Consider the following 19,251-nt stretch of genomic DNA (forward strand, 5'->3'; position numbering starts at 1 on the left):
CTATATTTAAACATTATGATCGATTTCTTCAGTTAATGGATTCTCATCTTCATCCCTGATCAGTTTTCTCCTGGCTGCGAGACCACCGAATATGTAGTACAGCCCGGGAATAACGATCACACCGCAAACCGTGCCTATCAGCATACCACCGGCTGACGCCGCGCCGATGGTGCGGTTGCCGATGGCGCCGGGACCGGTAGCAAACACCAGCGGGATAAGGCCGGCAATAAAGGCCAGCGAGGTCATGAGGATAGGCCTGAAGCGCACCTTGGCGCCTTCTACGGCCGCCTCAAACAGCGTTTTGCCGGCGCGGTGCTGCTGCACGGCAAACTCCACGATCAGCACCGCGTTCTTGCCCAGCAGGCCAACGAGCATCACCAACCCTACCTGCGCATAAATATCGTTGGCCAATCCCATCACCTTCACCAGCAAAAAGGCTCCGAACACGCCGGCCGGCAGGGACAACAGCACCGCCAGGGGCAGCAGGAAACTTTCGTACTGGGCCGCCAGTATCAGGTATACAAATGCCAGCACCACCAGGAAGATGTAGAGCGCTTCATTGCCCCGTTCTGTTTCATCTTTGGAAAGCCCTTCCCAATCTATATCATACCCGCGTGGCAACGTTTTGGCCGCTACCTCCTGGATCACCCTGGTAGCTTCGCCGCTGCTGTAACCCGGCGCCGGTTCTCCCCTGATGGCGGACGAAGTGTACATATTATAACGGGTGATCTCATTCAGGCCATGCGATTTTTTAATGCTCATGAACGCGGAATAGGGCACCATTTCGTCCCGGTCATTTTTCACGTAAAGTTTCATCAGGTCATCCGGCAGCCGCCTGTATTCAGGAGCGGCCTGCACATACACCTTGAGGGAAGTGCCGAACCGCACAAAACCCAGCTCATAGGTACTGCCTATCAGGATAGACAGGTTATCCATGGCCTTGCCAATGGAAACGCCCTTCTGCATGGCAGCCTTGTTATCTATCTCCAGTTCGTATTGCGGATAGTTGGCACTAAAGAATGTGAAGAGGCCGGTAAGCTCCTTGCGTTTTTCCAGCGCCGCCATAAACTGGTCGTTCACTTTTTCCAGTTCCCTGTAATCGTCGTTATTGGTTTTGTCCAGCAAGCGCAAGGCAAAGCCACCCGCCGCACCATACCCAGGCACCGCCGGCGGACCGAAAAATTCTATTGTAGCGCCGGGAATCTCATGAGACTTCTCCTCCAGCTCCCGGATGATCTCGTTCACGGAGTGCTTCCGTTCAGACCAGTCTTTCAGGTTGATCAGGCAGGTACCCGCATTGGAGCCCCGCCCTTCCGTCAGCACCTCATAACCCGCCAGCGCCGAAACAGACCGGATGCCTTCCACATGCTCCGCAATTTCCTGCAGCTTGCGCGCCAGGTCATTGGTGCGCTCCAGCGTAGAGCCCGGCGGCGTTTGAATGATGGCATAGATCATACCCTGGTCTTCATTAGGTATGAACCCGGACGGAAGGTCTTTGAATATGCCCGCAATTCCCGCGCAGAAAGCCAGCAGGATGCCAAACGTTACCACCCTCCTGTTCACGATCAAGCGGAGCAGGCGCTCGTATTGGCCGGTGAGTTTCCCGAACAGGTTGTTAAAGCCATCTATAAACCGGTCTACCGGCGATTTCTTTTTCGGCTTCCCGTGCGGGTTCTTCAGGATCATGGCGCAGAGCACCGGCGTGAGCGTAAGCGCAACAAGGCCGGATAGCACAATAGCGGTGGCCATGGTGATGGAGAACTGCCGGTAAAAGATGCCTACCGGGCCTGACATGAATGCCACCGGGATGAACACCGCCGCCATTACAAAGGTGATAGCCACAATGGCCCCGGCAATCTCATGTATCACCTTGTAGGTAGCCTGGTACGGAGAAAGATGTTCTTCTTCCATTTTGGCGTGTACCGCCTCAATCACTACGATGGCATTATCTACCACAATACCGATTGCCAGTACCAGCGCAAACAGTGTAATGAGGTTGATGGTGAGCCCGAACAACTGCATGAAGAAAAATGCGCCCACCAGCGAGACCGGCACGGCCAGTGTCGGGATGAGGGTAGACCGCCAGTCGCCCAGGAAGAGGAACACCACAATAGCTACCAGTATAAAGGCCTCTCCCAATGTATGCAGCACTTTATCAATAGAAGCGTTCAGGAAGCTGGAAACATCATAGCTGATCTCGTAATCCATGCCCGGTGGAAAGGAACCGCTTTTGATCTCTTCCAGTTTGGCCTTTATACTTTTGATCACTTCGCTGGCATTACTGCCGTAGGTCTGTTTCAGTACAATGGCCGCGGAGGGGTGGTTGTTCAGGTTGGAATAGATATCGTAGAACTCGCTGCCGAATTCTATATCTGCTATATCCTTCAGGTAAAGGATCTCCCCTTCGGGGTTGGCGCGGATGATCACGTTTTTATACTGCTCCGGTTTATTGTACCGGCCCTGGTACGTCAGCACATATTCCAATGCCTCCGAGCGTTTGCCGTCACTTCTGCCCAGCCTGCCCGGCGACCCGATGATGCTCTGGTTACCGAGGGCTTCCATCACTTCGTCTGTTGACACATTATAGGCCCGCATCCTGTCTGGTTTCAGCCAGATGCGCATGGCGTACTGCCTGCTGCCCAGGATCTGCGCGCTGCCGATCCCTTTTACCCGTCTCAGCTCCTGCAGTATGTTGATATTGGCATAGTTATACAGGAAATTTTCATCTGCCTTCGGGTCTGTGCTGTATACGTTCACGTACATCAGCATGTTGGGCTGCAGGATATTTACCACAATCCCTTCACGCTGCACCAGTGGTGGAAGCCGGCTCGTTACCTGTTCTATGCGGTTCTTTACGTTCACCACCGCCTGATTGGGGTCTGTGCCCAGGTCAAAAACCACCTGGATGTTGGCCTCCCCCGCGCTGGTGGCGTCAGACGTCATGTATTTCATGCCGGGAACACCATTCACCGCCTTTTCCATGGGGATGAGAACGGACTGTACCAGCACGTCTGCGCTGGCGCCGGGGTAGGCCACGCTAACAATCACCCGGGGCGGCGCAATAGAAGGGAACTGGGAAGTAGGCAGCGTATTGATGGCCAATACTCCCAGGAAAATAATGAAAAGGGAGATCACGATGGCGAACACCGGCCTTTTCATGAATATATTAAACATGTTATTGCTTTTTTTGTCTGTACATTATTCCGTTGGCAGCATCAGGTGGGAGATGATCTGCCCGGGCGCTTCGTAGTCAAAAGATATCTTGTCGTTATTCTTCACTTTCCGCAAGCCTTCCAGCAATATCTTCTCGTTCTCTGACAGCCCTTCCTTCACCACGTACAGGTCAGGCACCTCCGCACCAATTGTAATGGGGCGCAGCTGCACCGTGTTATCCTTACCTACTACGTACACGTATTTTTTGTCGAGGATCTCCAGGGTGGCTTTCTGCGGTATGATGATCGCGTCCCTGATGGGCTCCCTGATGAGGATGGAACCCGTTTCGCCATGTCTTAACAAACCCTCCTGGTTAGGGAAAGTAGCCCTGAATGCAATATTGCCCGTTTCATGATTAAATTCGCCTTCAATGGTCTCCACCACACCGGGATGCTTAAACTCCTGCTTGTTGGCCATTAGCAGGTTCACCTTCAGCTTTTCCTTTGGCCGTATGCTGCCGGCATAATCCAGGTATTCCGGTTCTGATACGTTGAAATATACCCACATGCGACTATTGTCTGACAGGCTGGTGAGCAGGTCTCCCTCTTCCACCAGGCTGCCCAGTTTCAGGTGAAGGTTATCGATAATACCGTCAAACGGCGCCCTGATCTCCGTAAACGCCAGGTGTACCTGCGCCAGCGCCAGTTCTGCTTTTGCCTTTTTTAGTTTGGCATTGGCCAGCGCCAGTTCATTTTGGGAAACCACGTTCCTTTCCGCCAGTGAACGGGTGTTCTGTACCTCAATTTCGGCAGCCTGCGCTTCCGCCTCCGCTTTCATTAATTCAGCCTCATAGAGCTTGGGCATGATCTTGAACAACAGCTGCCCCGCTTTCACAAACTGCCCCTCATCTACAAAAACGTTCTGCAGGTATCCTTTTTCCTGCGCCCTTACTTCAATGTTTCGGATGGAACGTATCTGGCACACATATTCCCTGGTGATGGTAGTGTCCATTTTCAGGGGACTGGTCACGATCAGTTTGGCAGCCTCTTCCTTGTTTTCTTCTTTCGGTTGGCAACTTGTATGGCACAACAAGGCACACAAGCCCAGTAGCATGAGAATTTGCTTCATAAAATAATATGTGTTCTTAACGCTTTTTTTAGGTTATTACTGTAAGACAGGGGTATAACATAGCCATCCGCCATAGCCGGTGCCATGCGGAAAGCATATAAACAGGTGAACAGGGAAGGGCAAACGATACCTTTCCCCGGTGCGGATGGTCAGATCAAATTCTGATTACCCGGTGAACAATAAACTTATGTGAAGAAGAATACGCAAAATGTGCATACGCCGGCAGTGGGCGTTTCAGATCATGATACGTAAGTTGCCGGGCCAGCGTGGCAGGTAAAGTAATATAAGGATTGCGGGATTCGGGGTGTTTCCTGGAAGAGCCGGGTTCATCGTCTTCCTGTATCTCCACCGCTTTTATTTTCTCGCTTGCCCTTCTTGCGCCCGGCAAGCCATCCTGGCAGAGTTGAAACTCGTTAAAAAGCGCATATACCACAGGCCGCCGTTGAGGCGCATGATCAATAGAATGCTGGAAAGCACGGGCATGCCCCCCGGGCGAAAGTACATATAGCGATAAAATAAACCCAACTAGCAGCCGTATCATCTGGCTTCAATATTATTAGACTGTGGTAACACGATCCGTAAAATTAATAGCAAAGCTGCCAAACTGCAAACTATTTTTTTGAAGTTTGGGTTAAATATGGCCCCGGACAGGTTAGACGGCAATCTGCGTTATGACTTCAGGTGCAAATGCACGGAGGCCTTCGCTTCCGCTTCAGGGCCCGTTATTTCGCCGTTTATGCGGAGCCAGTTACCAAAATGGGACACCTTGCAGAAATAGTGTCCCGGTTTGCTGATCAAAGGGAAAGCAGCACCTTCCCTGATCCAGTTAATGCCATCTGGTGAAATTTCCACGCACGCATTTACGCAGGCATCTTTACCGGTTAGTTCTTCAACGATCAGAAAAAAAATGGCCTCTCCCGCCCAGCCGGCTTCCATAGGGTGAGAGCTGATCGTTCCCTTGAAATATTTTCTGCGTTCTACCGCAGCAGCATGAAATTGTCTCATATCAACTATCCATCTCGTGTAAAAAAATCATTCCGCAGAAATAACAACTGAATCTGCGTAAAAGAATACCCGCCTGTCTGTATCATTCTCTACCCACATGCCGGGATTGAACAATCCTTTTATTCTTGCATAGGGAGCGGTCAGCGTAGGCTGCATGCCACGCAGGTCAAAAACCTTGTCTCCTGACTGCAGTTCCACATACTCTCTTTTTCTTGTATCGATCAGCAATCTCAGGTAGCTCCAGTTGATCTTGTCATCACTTTCATTATAACAGAGATCCTGGTAACCATCTGGCACCCATTCAAAACCGTCTGTAGCGCCGTCTGGATAGCGGTTGCCGTACCACATGGCGTCTATGCCCATTTTGCACCAGTCATCCTCCACACCATAAGCCCATTCCTTATCGCTCACGTCCTTCGCTTTGAATACCTGCCACCGCCGTACCATTTCACCATTCACAGCATTTACGTACCGCGCGCCGATAAAGTAGCGGTATTCATCGTCCTGTATGTCAAAGAAGATACCGAATGCGCGCATGGCCTGCTCGCTCAGTCCCTGGCGGTCCTGTTCCGGCGTGTAGGCATACCACATTTCATATTGCCGCAGCCCCCTCGGAAGATGCGTGGTGAGCCTTTTGATACCGTGTGAAAGGCTCCCGGGCGCAGGCGCCTCCGTATAGGGATTGGCCACTGGCCTTGTAGACAATTTCAGGGAATAGGTACCGTTCATTGAGCCATGGGTCCCTGCCAGGCGGAAGCTGGCGCTGCTGAGCATCAGCGGGCCCCATTGCGTTTTGTCTACATGGCTGTAGCGAAGTGTATTGAAGTCTTTACCCACATAGTTAGGATGCAGGTCCATCCACCCGTTAAGCCCTTTGTCGAAATCATCATAACATATGATCTTCCCTAGCGGCTGATATTTGTTTAACCCTGCGTCCAGCGCAATCACATGTTCCATATTTACTTTTCTTTAAGTTGATTGATAGAATAAAACGTGAGGCCCTCCAGCGCTTTTCTGCCCGGGAATACAAGGCTGGAAAGATACCCGATCACATAGCAGCTCAGGAAACCGATGGCACTGTATAACCAGAAGCTGAGCGGGGTCATGGTTTTCACCAGGTACAAGATCAACCCGCTGCTGACAGCGCCTATCAATGCCCCGGTTGCATTTGTCCTCGTAGTGAAGATACCCAGCATGAACAAAGCCGTGGAAGCCCCGATGAACAGCCCTGTTACCTCCTGAAATACATCCAGTATGGAATTGACATCCATAAAAACCAGTACCAGTGAAAGCCCTGTTGCAAAGCTGCCCAAAACGACCGTAGCAATTTTTGCCACATTGCCGGCCTGTTGTTGCGTCATGTTCTTTTTATACCGGCCATAAAAATCTGTTGTAAAAATAGTGGCCACACTGTGTATGGAGCCTTCCAGCGTAGACATGGAGGCGGCAAAAATGGCCGCAATGATCAGCCCGCTAAGCCCTGCAGGCGCCCGCTGCCCGATGAACATCGGCAGAATGCCGTCTGCCGCAATGGCAGGGTTCAACTGGTCCGGATGCTGTTTGTAGTAGAGATAAAGGGCCGTTCCCAGGCCATATACTACCAACGCCCAGGGTATGGAAACCGCAACGTCTGTCCATACGCTTCTTTTCGCCTGCCTGAGATCACTGGTAGTCATATACCGTTGTACCACCGCCTGGTCACTGGTAAGATTGCCCAAGCGGATAAATATGTTGCCGATCAGTATGACGATCAGTGTTGAAGATGTAAAGTCCCAATTCATCTCTCCCAGGCTGAACTTGTGGTCTGCCATTCCCTGTACAAAAAAATCGCTGAGGCCGCCTTTCAGTCCGGCAATAGCCAGTATGATGCACACAATGCCGCCGCCCAGCAAAAGTATGGCCTGGGCCACTTCTATCCAGATAACCGCTTCAATACCGCCTACCACAGTATATACCGTACTGAGCACTCCCATGATCAAAATGCAGGTAACTGTGTCAAGCGGGGTAACCGCTGCCAGCGCCAGTGACGGCAGGTACAGTACAAGCCCCATACGGGCCAGTTGGAACAGCACGAACACTGACCCCGCAAAGAGGCGGGCGCCTGCGTTAAAACGTACTTCCAGGTAGTGGTAAGCGCTTGCCACATTGAGCTTTCTGATAAAGGGGATGTATGCGCGCGTTACAATGGGCACCGCCACAAACCAGGTGAACACCCCGGCAAAGTAGGCCCAGTTAACAGCATATGCTTTTGCCGGTATGCTCATAAAACCAATAGCACTTACCTGGGTGGCCATGATACTGATGCCGGCGGCCCAGTAAGGAATATTTTTGCTACCCAGCAGATAGTCTCCCGCATTTTGTTTCCTTCTTGAAAAGTAAAAACTCATCAGCCCCAGTCCCAGCAGGTAAAACAACAGTGTGGTGTAATCTATCCAGCCGAACTGGCTTTTGGGATGAATGGTCTGCAGTGTGGCAACCTGTATCCCGCTGGTACGTACGCCGGGGCGAAGCTCACCGCCGGCCAGCAGCAGCCGGTTGTTCCACTGCACCAGCGCGGCGCCGGCCACTCCTGCCGGCATAGTGCTGAATACCGTCCAGGTATCTGTAATGGTATGATAAGCCCGCACCTCCCGCGACATGTGATAGCTGTCTCCCATGTCAATGGCTTTGTCTGCCTCATGCCCGTCTGATCCGCTGAACAGCATAATATGTGTTTGCCCCAGCGGGGCAACGGCACTGTAAAATGCCGCTCCCGGCAATGCCGCAATGGTCTTCCACCTGTTATGCCGTACATCGTAAGAAAAAGCATCTTTCAGGTAGCCGGCCGGCCCCTTCCCGCCAAACAAATAAATACACTCCCGTTCCCCGTTGCTCTGCACTGCCAGGGCAGCACCAAAACAGCCACTGCCGGGCCATGCGGGCAACGCCTCCCAAACACGGTCACTTCCTGCAGAAAGGTCCAGCCGCCAGAAACCGTGTTGCGGAACATTATTTTCACGCTGACCACCGGCCATATAAATGTGATTGCCAATGTTAACGGCTGCAGGAGCAACCAGGGGCAGGGGAAGCCTTGGAAATGTTGTGTCGATCTCTACTTTGCCAGACGAAGGTTTGAAATACAGCAGATACATCCTGTCTGACGCTGTTTTGCCATCTGTTCCACCCATCACCAGTAAACCACTGCCCAGGTTTACAACGGCAGCATTGGCTACAGGTGCCGGCAAACGACCTGCTTCCTGCCATTCAGCTGTGTTACCATCTTTTGCAATATAGATGCGGTCATAAACCACTTTTTGTCCACCCTCCCGTATAGGCCGGTCAAAGTTGCTGCCTCCGGCAATCAACAGCACGCCGTTACTAGCGCCCGCTGCAGCGTGCCCCAGGCCTTCTTTTACCGGCAACTCTCCGCCTTTGCTCCAAACGAGCCCCTGCGCCCCGGCCTTAGCCGCCATGACCAACAAAAGGCCGATGCATGGCAGCAGTATTTTTCCTATCCGATGTATCTGCATATCATTCCTGATTTTCCAATACCCATTTTAAACTGAACCGCGCCACTGTAACAACATCTGGCATATGCCTGCTGCCTCCGTGGCCATACAAACAAAGGATGCCGCCGTCTGGCAGTACCGCCAGGTCTGAATAGGTGGCGCTGCCTTCCTGAAGCAGTTTGCTTACAGGCCATGTAGCCCCTTCGTTCTTGCTTAACCTGATAGTAAGATCACGTCTCTTTTTAAGGTCTGCAGGTTGAGAAACAAGAATGATGTTGGGTTTGAGGGCGTAGCGGGTAAGGCCAATATCACAAACAGCCCCGGTAAGGCCTTCATCATACACAGCAGGGGCCTGCCAGTTGGCTCCCCTGTTCCTGCTGGTCACTTTTGCCTGAAATGAGCCATATTGCGGAGAATACATACGCCCCACCAGCAATACATCGCCGTTGGCTTTCTCCACTACCTGCGATTCATTGAACTCGCCTACAGGCGCGTCCCAACCGTTCTTCCAGGTTTTTCCATGATCGTCGCTATAGATACAATTAACGCCGTACATCCGGTCAGCTGCCGCAAAGGAAATAGATTTCCGGTGCCATACCGGAACGATCAGCCGTTTATTTTTCAGCTGGATGCCATGCCCCGGCCCGGGTAAATGGAACGTCCACCCATGCGGGTTACCGTCAAAGAGATGCGTTACTTCCACAATGCCAGACCAGGTGAGCCCGTCATCCGTACTGGTCATGTAAAAGACCTGGCTGCTGTCATTCCCGTGATTCAGGGCGTAAAAGAGGAACAGTCTGCCTGTTTTTGCATCCTGCACAATGGTTGGGTTGGCCCAGGACTGGCCATGATCGCTGTTGACCAGCACTTTTGATGCAGAGAAAGTATTTCCACCGTCTGTGCTGCGCTTCATTACAATATGATGGGCGCCATCGTCCGCGCCGTCCCTGATCCGCGCTTCGGCAAACGCCAGTATTGTTCCCCTGGTGGTAACTGCCAGCCCATAAACAAAATGAGCATGTATACTGTCTTCGTTGGCCCTCCACAATACCGTTTTCCGGGGCGCGTCCTGCCCGTTCCCCAGCAGCGGGTACAGCAGCATTACCGCTATTATGATCTTTTGTATGTTTACCATTCCGGGTTCTGTTTGATCTTGGAATGGAGGCCCGTAAGCAGCCAATGCGTGTATATGCTCATAACTGTGGACTATTTTGAGTTGAAAAAGAAGAAATGTTCTATTGTCCTATATGTACTACATATTAACAAATATAACAGAGAATTTCCAACCTTTCCTAATTTTTCCGGAAAAATTTTTGATGGCCAGGCGGCAGCCGCGTGGGGGAACGGCTGCATAGCTACCTGTATCTGCAGGTATAAGCGATAAAAGAAGCGGTTTATTTTAACCGGTCAAAATGGGGTTTCAGGTGTTCGTACATTCCTTTTTTGAAATCTTCTTTTGTTCCGTTCCTGAGAATATCCACCAACCCGCGGTGATCTACCTTGCCGCTGTAGGGCTTGTTCACCATGGTGATCACATAGGCAAATATGGGGAGCAGCATGATCTGGAAGCGCTTGAGGGTGAGGTTGCCCGTCATTTCATAAAGTTTGCCATGAAAAGCTATTTCGTTCTTTACAAGGAAGGATTTGTCTTTATTGATCTCGCTATTGGCAATTTCTTCCAGTTCATCTATATCAGTCTCTGTCATGCGGGCATACAGCAGGTCTGCCAGTCCCATTTCCAGCACAAGGCGCAGCTCGAAAATATCTTTCAGGGTAAGGTCGTCTATCAACGCGGGGTCCAGTACACGCTCAAATGCCAGCAGGATATCAGGGCTGGCCAGCACAGCCCCTTTGCGTTTGCGGGTCTCGATCATGCCCAGCATGCGCAGCCGGCTTAAGGCTTCCCTTACTACATTGCGGCTAACGCCCAGTGCTTCTGCAAGATCCGTTTCTTTCGGCAACGGGTCTCCCGGTTTGAGCGACATCTTTTTCAGGTACTGCCGCAGCTTTATCTCCACATCGTCTGCCATAGTGTTGGCCTTCACGCGCCCCAGGGTCTTGCTCAGATCGTTTATAGTCTCTTCCTTCATCTTTCCCGATTAAACTTTGCTATTATGTACTACAAATATAGCAAAGTGATGAACCCCCAACTATTTTTTTTATTTTGATCAAATATTCCGGTGGCAGCGGGAATGCCAGGCCGGAACAAAATTCCCAACACGTCTCAACCCTTCCATATGACAACCAGAATGTTCCTTACCGGCCTTTGCCTGCTTCTGCTCATACAGGCGGCGCCGGCCCAGCAAAAACAGCAACGGCCCAATATCATTTTCATTATTGCGGATGACCTGGGCTATGGCAATCTTACTGCATACAACCCGCAGCATAAAGTACCTACCCCACATATAGACCGCCTGGCAAAAGAAGGCACAAAATTTACCCGGTTCTATTCCGGCAGTACCGTTTGTGCTCCCAGCCGCTGCGCCCTGATGACGGGCAAACATATGGGGCATGCCTACATCAGGGGCAACAGCCGGGCACCACTACGCCTGCAAGACACTACCCTGGCCGCCCGCCTGCATAACAACGGGTATACCACCGGTATGTTCGGTAAATGGGGGCTGGGGGAAGAGAATACCACCGGCGCACCCGAAAATCAAGGCTTTGACGCCTTTTATGGTTATCTGAACCAGACACATGCGCATCACTATTACACCAACCGGCTGTTTGAGATACAAAACGGCAAAACAGTGCGTGTGGAGCTGGATTCCACCGAGTATACCGATGAGCTGATAGTCCGGAAAGCGCTCGCCTTCATAAAAGAGAACAGGGAAAAACCTTTCTTTCTCTACATGCCGCTCACCATTCCGCACGCAGAGCTGCACGTGCCGCAACAATACGTGCAGCCCTGGCTACATGCAGACGGCAGCAGCAGGCTGCAGCCTGAAAAACCCTTTGGGACCAGCGAGGTAAAGTCATATCACCCGCAAAAACAACCCCATGCCGCCTTTGCCGGAATGATCGGCAAACTTGACGAAGACGTGGCCCGCGTACTAGCGCTGATAAAGGAGCTGGGGCTAGACAACAATACCTATATCTTTTTCACCAGCGATAACGGCCCTCATAAAGAAGGTGGGGCCGATCCCGAATATTTTGACAGTAACGGTCCGCTGAGAGGTATAAAAAGAGATCTGTATGAAGGCGGCATCCGCGTGCCGCTGCTGGTGAGAGCGCCGGGTAAAATACCCGCCGGGGTTGTTCGGAATGACATCTGGGCTTTCTGGGACATGCTGCCTACCCTTTGCGGCCTCACCAATACCCCCGCTCCTGCCGGCATTGACGGCATCAGCTTTACCAACGCACTGCACAATAAGCAGCAGGCACAGCAACATTCCCATCTTTACTGGCAGTTCAACGAAAAGTTGTACAAGGAGGCGGTGGTACAGGGCAACTGGAAGCTGGTGCGGCTAAAGCCGAAAGGGAAACCGGAAATAGTGGAGCTGTATGACCTCCGTAAGGACATTGGAGAAACGAACAATATTGCCCAACAGCATCCGGCCAAAGTGAAGGAACTGTATACGCTGGCACAACAATCAAAAACGCCCGCGGAACTGGAGGTATTTAACTGGAAGACCGAGTAACAAAATCGCCCGGCATTTCAGAGCCGGGATGCGGCCATTTGACGAACAGCTTTTTTAGCCTACTTTTAGGTAAATGCCTGCCATGCGCCTGCTATTCCTATTGCTGCCGCTCATTTGCCTGCATGGCCCTTTACCAGCCGCAGTGCTGCATACCGGCCATGGGCAGCGTTATGCCAGCCTCACCGCTGCTGCAAAGGCCGCGGTGCCGGGCGACACTATTTTGTTGCACAACGGCACCTACCCAGGCAATCAATCATTACAGGGCCTTCGCGGAGCACCCGGCAAATGGATATTCATCATAGCAGCAAGTAAAGGAGCAGTGTTATTTGAAGGAGGAACGGCCGCGTGGACAGGCACTGACATCGCATACCTTCATATTGAAGGGATCGAGTTTGCCCGGCAAACGGGCAATGGCCTTAACATTGACGATGGGGGCAGCTACGCCACTCCCTCGCACCATATCGTATTTCAGCATTGTGTTTTTCGTGATATGGCCGCCACCGGCAACAATGACCTCCTGAAATTATCTGGCGCAGATGATGTTGTCATTCAGCAATGTACATTCCTGAACGGCTCCCATGCAGGCAGCGGTATTGACATGGTAGGTTGCCATAACAGCCTTATCCGCCAATGCCGCTTTGAAAACATGGGCGCCAATGCGGTACAAATGAAAGGAGGCAGCAGCAACATCCGTGTTGAAGCCTGTGTATTTAAAAATGCCGGCAGCAGGGCTATCAATCTTGGCGGCAGCACAGGGCAGGCTTTTTTCAGGCCGGCCAACGCCACCTGGGAGGCCACCGGTCTGAAAGTTTATAGTAACGTATTTATCGGGTCTGACGTGCCGGTAGCCTTTGTTGGTTGTACCCATTCTGAAGTGGTGAACAATACCATTTACAAACCGGGCCGGTGGGCCATCCGGATACTGCAGGAAAACAAAGATACTGCTCGTTTTGTAAAATGCGGCAGCAATACTTTCCGGAACAATATTGTCTATGTTGATGGCCAACTGCGCACAACCTGCAGCGTTGGCCCCGGTACGGCGCCGGAAAGTTTCACTTTCTCCAACAACTTGTGGTTTCATGCCAGCAACAACACCTGGGTACCGCAACTACCGGTACATGAAAAAAGCGGGCTGATAGGGAAAGATCCCATGTTCAGCAATGCTGACGAAGAAGATCTTTCCATCGCTCCTGGCAGCCCTGCTGCGCTTGCGGGGCTTCCCTTGCGGCTCCCGGAGAAAGACCATACCGGCCAATGGTTCCGGCACGGGAGGGCTATTGGCGCTTTTGAAGTAAAGCAGTAATTGAAGTAACAGTTTTTTTTCAAAAACAATAATTAAGGATATAATTATCCTTAATTATTCATACCTTTGGCGGCGAACCAGGAATGCGGGTTATTTAAGTAACCAGTGGGCCGGCTGTTTCCTTAATCATATTACGTATACATCACTTTTATTGCATACATCTCATGTACAGTTCTCCGCTTCATAAATTTCATATTCCGGTAATGGGCCTGGCATATACTATTGATAGCCCTGTTAAAGTAGCCCGATTTGGCATCTCATCTGTCATCTCAATTATTGAGGACAGGCTGATAGAAATGATGAGACGCCATTACTATCCTACAATAAATCAGGAATATAAACCCATCGATACTCATGAACCTGATTACAGGGCTAGAAGAATTACGGACTACCTTAACCTGGTCAATACAATTGTACAGGCACAGATAGAAAAACTGAAACATGCCGCTTTTGAGGCCAACTCGGAAATAGTAAAATACTTTGAGATGCTGCCTGACAATAGTTCTTTGAAGCAACTATACCGGCAAATGACAGGTACAAAAGATCAGCTGCAAAAAGAGCAACTGCAAACGTATCTGCGTACACAAATAAGACCAGGCAGCATTGATGTGAACATCATGACAAAAGTAGATCGCGATAACTATGGAAAAAATGGCAATTTGCTTTCTGAAGGATCAGATGCAGTGGCGGCATTGAGAGGATATGCGAAAAGCGATCTAGCTAATTCTTCGGTCATTTTTTCCGCAGGCATGAACCCAAGATTATATAATTACCTCGGCAACTGTGAGGAGTTCCATGTAAACAGCGATGGTGATTTTACAAAGAAAGTGATCGTCAAAGTAAGTGACTATCGCTCTGCGTTAATACAAGGGAAATATCTGGCAAAAAAGGGGATTTGGGTAAGTGAGTTCAGGATCGAGTCCGGGCTGAATTGCGGCGGGCACGCATTTGCAACAGATGGGCTTTTACTCGGGCCGATCCTTGAGGAATTTAAAGCAAAAAAACAGGAGCTCATCGATACGCTCCTTGAAATTTTCAACGCCGCAATGTTAGAAAAGAAAAGTACAAAGTTCATTTATCCTCCCCGGCTTACCATATCTGTACAAGGCGGTATCGGAACTTTTGAGGAAGATGATTTTCTACATCGTCATTATAACATAGAGAGCACCGGATGGGGCACTCCATTTTTGCTCGTACCCGAAGCTACCACGGTAGACGCCAATACCCTGGAGCTATTGAGTGCCGCAAAAGAAAAGGATATTATGCTAAGCCATTATTCCCCGCTAGGCACACGGTTTCACTATCTGAAAGGGACCAGTTCTTACCATGAAAAACAATCGCGCATTGACAATGGCAAACCGGGCAGCCCCTGCACAGAAAAGCACCTGGCGTTTAATACAGAATTTACAACAGAGCCTATCTGTACCGCCTCCAGCAGATATCAGAAGTTAAAGATCGCGCAATTGCAATCACTTAACCTTCCGGAAAAAACTTATAAAACACAACTGAAGGAAGTATTGGATAAAGAATGTTTATGCATAGGTTTAAGTAATTCGGCAGCTATTAACTATGACATGACTTTGGTAAAAAACCTCGAAGCAGTAACGATTTGCCCTGGGCCTAATATTGTTAACTTTTCAAAAATTGTTTCCCTGCAAACAATGGCAGATCATATTTACGGGAGAACCAACATCCTTTCGAATAAAGACCGGCCCCATATGTTTATTGCAGAACTGAATTTATACATCGATTACCTCAAGGAAGTACTGGCTGGGGATTTAGAAGCAGAACGGCTAGATAAAAACAAAAAAAATTACATTTCTTTTTGTCAAAATCTTAGAAATGGCATCTCATACTACAGTAGTCTCTCCTGCGTATCGGGTAGCAGCAGAGATTCTTTCATTAAAGGTCTCAATTCAGCCAGCGCAGCACTTGATTGCCTGAAGCATCAATATGCCATCAGTTAAAGACATTGAACATTATCGGCCCTTGTCCCGTGAATTGAATCTATGGCGTAAGCGTTACATTCTCCATCATCAATTTCTGCAGGCCTTCTTTTCTGTCGTTTCTTAAAATATTTGTAGTACATAATAGTCATCAATAGATAGGATGGCTAAATAAAAAGAATGGTCCAGGCAGGTCCAGGTGGAATTACTTTCTTTTTATTCTTACTCCGCAGCCCCATACAGCTCCACTTTAACCCTTCCATAGAGATATGGCATCAATTCTTTTTCAAAAAAAATTAGGAAAATAGAAAAAAAATAATTCTATTTGTTCTATATGTAGTACATAATGGACAAATAAAAGAATATAGGATAACTCAACCACTATAATTTAAACTCCACAGTATGAAAATAATAAGCATTGCTATTTTGCTTACAGGACTTCTCATGCTCTTCCCTAGCCTGTTTCTGCATGCACAGCAAAAAAAATGGATGGTCTCCGGCAGTATAAGTACTTCAGCAAATACGGAAAAGCTGCCTTATGCAAGCGTACTTGAAAAAGGCGGGAGTAACGTTGTCAAGTCAGATACCATCGGCAATTTTCAGATTGCCGTTTCCTCCCCTGACGCAATACTGGTCATTTCCTATGTAGGATACAAAACCAGGGAGGTCAATGTTGGCGGGCGCACTAAAATCGATATTGTCCTGGAGCAGGAACCCGCATCAATGAATGAAGTAGTTATTATAGGCTATGGGGCTGTTGCGAAAAAAGATCTGACAGGCTCAGTTGCGTCGGTAAACCTGTCTGACCTGAGCAAAGCGCCGGTTGCCTCTTTTCAGCAAGCCCTCGCAGGGCGTGTTGCGGGAGTGCAGGTATCATCTGTTGACGGGCAGCCGGGAGAGGGCTTAAATATCGTGATCCGGGGCAATAACTCTTTAACAGGTAGTAATGCTCCTCTCTATGTTATAGATGGTTTTCCGATGGAGGATTTTAATAGCAACTCGCTGAATATAGCGGAAATTGAGTCTATTGATATTCTGAAAGACGCATCGGCAACAGCCATTTATGGGGCAAGGGGCGCCAATGGTGTGGTGATGATCACAACTAAAAAAGGCAAAACAGGAGAGGCCCGTGTAACATATACCGGTAGTGCCGGCTATTCTGATGTGGGCAGGGCCAACCTTGAAGTATTAGGTCCCTATGACTTCATCAAGCTGCAACAAGAGATCGACCCGCAGCGAGCGGCATCGCTATACTTCAAGGATAGTGATCCGGCTACTCCTGATCTGACAATAGAAGACTTCAGAAATGCAAAAGGCATCAATTGGTTTGACAGAATTGTAGGCATCGGCGCTTTTCAAAACCACAGCGCGGGGGTAAATGGAGGCACCGCCAAAACAAAATATGCTTTATCTCTATCCTATCTAAACCAGGATGGCGTGGTTATGCGAAGCGGTTTTGACCGTTTACAAGGGCGGTTTAACATAGATCAGGCAGTTGGCCGCAAATTCAAGATCGGCCTCAATGTAAACTTTGCGGATTCAAAGGTTAGCGGCATAAAGCCAAGGGAGCAAACCTCAAAAGCTGTAGGTTCCGGCAATTCCAATGTGCAAAATCTGTTCTACAATCTGTGGACCTACCGGCCAATTTCCGGCCGTGAAACAGATCTCGAGGATGAAGGTGTAGACCCCGCGGCAGAAACATTCCTGTTTAATCCGCTGAAATCTGCGCAAAATGAATATGATGTTGCCAAGACTAGGAACACCACAATAAATGGTTACCTGGAATATGACCTGTCAAACAGCCTTAAGCTGAGGTTTACCGGAAGCGCAGACCTGTCTGCAACAAGATCGGAGTTGTTTAACAATTCAAATACGCGAAGTGGCAGCCCGCTAACCGGCGTTGGCAGAACGAACGGTGTTAACGGAGGTTTGTGGCAGGATGATGTTGTCAACCTGTCAAATGAAAACAGCCTGACCTATACCAGGAGATTCAATAAAAGTCATCAGCTAACAGCAGTTGGGGTAGTTTCTGTTCAAAGCAGGAAAGCAAGCAGGTTTGGCTACAAAGCCAACCTGATACCGAACGAGGCATTGGGTATAGATGGGCTGGACGAGGGGGTCATATTTGACAAAGAGTCCGCCAGCACCAGCTGGGGATTGGTGTCTTTTACCAGCAGGGTTAACTACAACCTGTTTCAAAAATATTTATTTACAGCAACGTTCAGGGCGGATGGATCGTCAAAGTTCCCTGCAGATAGCAAATGGGGCTACTTCCCCTCCGGAGCTGTTGCATGGCGGCTGAGCGACGAGCCCTTTATGAAAAACGTCTCATTTATATCCAATGCCAAGCTGAGGACCAGTTTTGGTCTAACCGGCAACAACAGGGTATCTGACTTTGGCTATCTGCCCAATATTATCTTAGGCACCTACTATCCTTTCGGGTCTGCTTCTTCGTTGCCCGCCTACTATCAGGGTCGCCTGGAGAATAAAAACCTGAAATGGGAAAGTACAAGGCAGTTTGATGCCGGGATAGAGCTGGGCTTTTTAAAGGACAGGCTGGGCATCGAAATGGATTACTACCAGAAACATACCTATGATCTATTGCTAAGCTCCCAGATCGCTTCCAGCACAGGTTATGGTTCGGCAACCGTTAACATTGGCGAAACCCGGAACAAAGGGTTTGAATTGACCTTAAATTCCCGGAACATCACAACCAGGAACTTTAGCTGGAATTCCAATATCAACATCTCCTTCAATCAGAACAAATTAGTTGCATTGAGCGCGGGTGAAGACCTGAGAATGACCCCGATCCCCTCTTTTTCAACCAACTTCCCCAGCCCGGCCTGGATTAGCCGGGTAGGCAACCAACTGGTACATTACTACGGTTTTGTGTACGACGGGGTGTATCAGTATGATGATTTTAATAAAATACCCGGGGGATATGAATTAAAAAATGAACTGCCCGCAACGGCTGGTCTTTTAGGTACAAATGCAAGGCAGCCCGGAGATGCCAAATATAAAGACCTGAACAACGATGGCATTGTAGATGATGCAGATCAAACTCTTATCGGAAATCCCTACCCTAAACATACAGGCGGCTTCAATAATAATTTTACGTACAAGAATTTTGATCTGAATGTGTTCTTTCAATGGTCTTATGGTAATGAAGTGTTGAATGCGAATAACATTTTCATGGAAGGATTAAACGGCGCTATACTGGGCAGGAATGTCAAAGCGACCTATGTTAATAGATGGACCCCCGAAAACCAGCATACCACCATTCCCAGGAGCGGGTCCAGCGGTATCTCCGGGGTTTTCTCAACCCGCTATATTGAAAATGCTTCCTTTCTCCGGTTAAAAACCATATCGCTGGGATATAACTTCAGAAAAGACTTCATCAAAGGTCTGAAATCAACCAGGGTGTATGTTGCCGCGCAAAATCTATATACCTGGACCAACTATTCCGGACCAGATCCAGAGGTGTCTACCAAAGGATTCGGCTTGTCGCCCGGCCTTGACTTCTCTGCGTATCCCATCGCGCAAACATTTGTTTTTGGCTTAAACATCTCCCTATAATGTGAACAAAA

General features: G+C 49.4%; 12 protein-coding genes. 4 read left to right on the forward strand and 8 right to left on the reverse strand.

Features of this window, described 5'->3' with window-relative positions:
* Positions 1 to 6 precede the first annotated feature (6 nt).
* The 8 genes from D3A97_RS03540 to D3A97_RS03575 form a co-directional block, all read right to left on the reverse strand.
* A complete protein-coding gene (locus D3A97_RS03540; protein WP_119076699.1) occupies positions 7 to 3,174 on the reverse strand; it encodes an efflux RND transporter permease subunit in 3,168 nt (1,055 codons plus the stop codon).
* Between the two features lie 24 nt (positions 3,175 to 3,198).
* The gene (locus D3A97_RS03545; RefSeq protein WP_119076701.1) at positions 3,199 to 4,281 is read right to left on the reverse strand and encodes an efflux RND transporter periplasmic adaptor subunit; all 1,083 of its coding nucleotides are present in this window, start codon (positions 4,279 to 4,281) and stop codon (positions 3,199 to 3,201) included.
* A gap of 154 nt (positions 4,282 to 4,435) precedes the next feature.
* Positions 4,436 to 4,822, reverse strand: coding sequence for a hypothetical protein (locus D3A97_RS24775; protein WP_157986334.1), 387 nt, complete (start codon positions 4,820 to 4,822; stop codon positions 4,436 to 4,438).
* 128 nt (positions 4,823 to 4,950) lie between these two features.
* Positions 4,951 to 5,286: a hypothetical protein gene (locus D3A97_RS03555; protein ID WP_119076705.1), complete on the reverse strand. Its 336-nt coding sequence runs from the start codon at positions 5,284 to 5,286 to the stop codon at positions 4,951 to 4,953.
* Positions 5,287 to 5,313: 27 nt separating this feature from the next.
* Positions 5,314 to 6,243, reverse strand: a complete 930-nt coding sequence (locus tag D3A97_RS03560) for a DUF6772 family protein (RefSeq protein ID WP_119076707.1) — start codon at positions 6,241 to 6,243, stop codon at positions 5,314 to 5,316.
* Positions 6,244 to 6,245: 2 nt separating this feature from the next.
* Positions 6,246 to 8,795: a sodium:solute symporter family transporter gene (locus D3A97_RS03565; RefSeq protein WP_119076709.1), complete on the reverse strand. Its 2,550-nt coding sequence runs from the start codon at positions 8,793 to 8,795 to the stop codon at positions 6,246 to 6,248.
* 1 nt (position 8,796) lies between these two features.
* Complete coding sequence (locus tag D3A97_RS03570; RefSeq protein ID WP_119076711.1) at positions 8,797 to 9,909, reverse strand: sialidase family protein; 1,113 nt, start codon at positions 9,907 to 9,909, stop codon at positions 8,797 to 8,799.
* Between the two features lie 259 nt (positions 9,910 to 10,168).
* A complete protein-coding gene (locus tag D3A97_RS03575; protein ID WP_119076713.1) occupies positions 10,169 to 10,864 on the reverse strand; it encodes a FadR/GntR family transcriptional regulator in 696 nt (231 codons plus the stop codon).
* A gap of 147 nt (positions 10,865 to 11,011) precedes the next feature.
* Between D3A97_RS03575 and D3A97_RS03580 the strand changes: the two genes are divergently transcribed.
* The 4 genes from D3A97_RS03580 (at position 11,012) to D3A97_RS03595 (ending at position 19,240) form a co-directional block, all read left to right on the forward strand.
* A complete protein-coding gene (locus tag D3A97_RS03580; RefSeq protein ID WP_232825838.1) occupies positions 11,012 to 12,415 on the forward strand; it encodes an arylsulfatase in 1,404 nt (467 codons plus the stop codon).
* A gap of 82 nt (positions 12,416 to 12,497) precedes the next feature.
* On the forward strand, positions 12,498 to 13,718 hold the full coding sequence (locus D3A97_RS03585; RefSeq protein WP_157986335.1) for a right-handed parallel beta-helix repeat-containing protein: 1,221 nt from the start codon (positions 12,498 to 12,500) through the stop codon (positions 13,716 to 13,718).
* Positions 13,719 to 13,921: 203 nt separating this feature from the next.
* Positions 13,922 to 15,685: a Rossmann-fold NAD(P)-binding domain-containing protein gene (locus tag D3A97_RS03590; RefSeq protein ID WP_198673850.1), complete on the forward strand. Its 1,764-nt coding sequence runs from the start codon at positions 13,922 to 13,924 to the stop codon at positions 15,683 to 15,685.
* Positions 15,686 to 16,066: 381 nt separating this feature from the next.
* On the forward strand, positions 16,067 to 19,240 hold the full coding sequence (locus tag D3A97_RS03595) for a SusC/RagA family TonB-linked outer membrane protein (RefSeq protein WP_119076719.1): 3,174 nt from the start codon (positions 16,067 to 16,069) through the stop codon (positions 19,238 to 19,240).
* Positions 19,241 to 19,251 lie beyond the last annotated feature (11 nt).

The sequence above is a fragment of the Chitinophaga alhagiae genome, assembly GCF_003568665.1.
In the GTDB taxonomy this organism is placed as follows: Bacteria; Bacteroidota; Bacteroidia; order Chitinophagales; family Chitinophagaceae; genus Chitinophaga; species Chitinophaga alhagiae.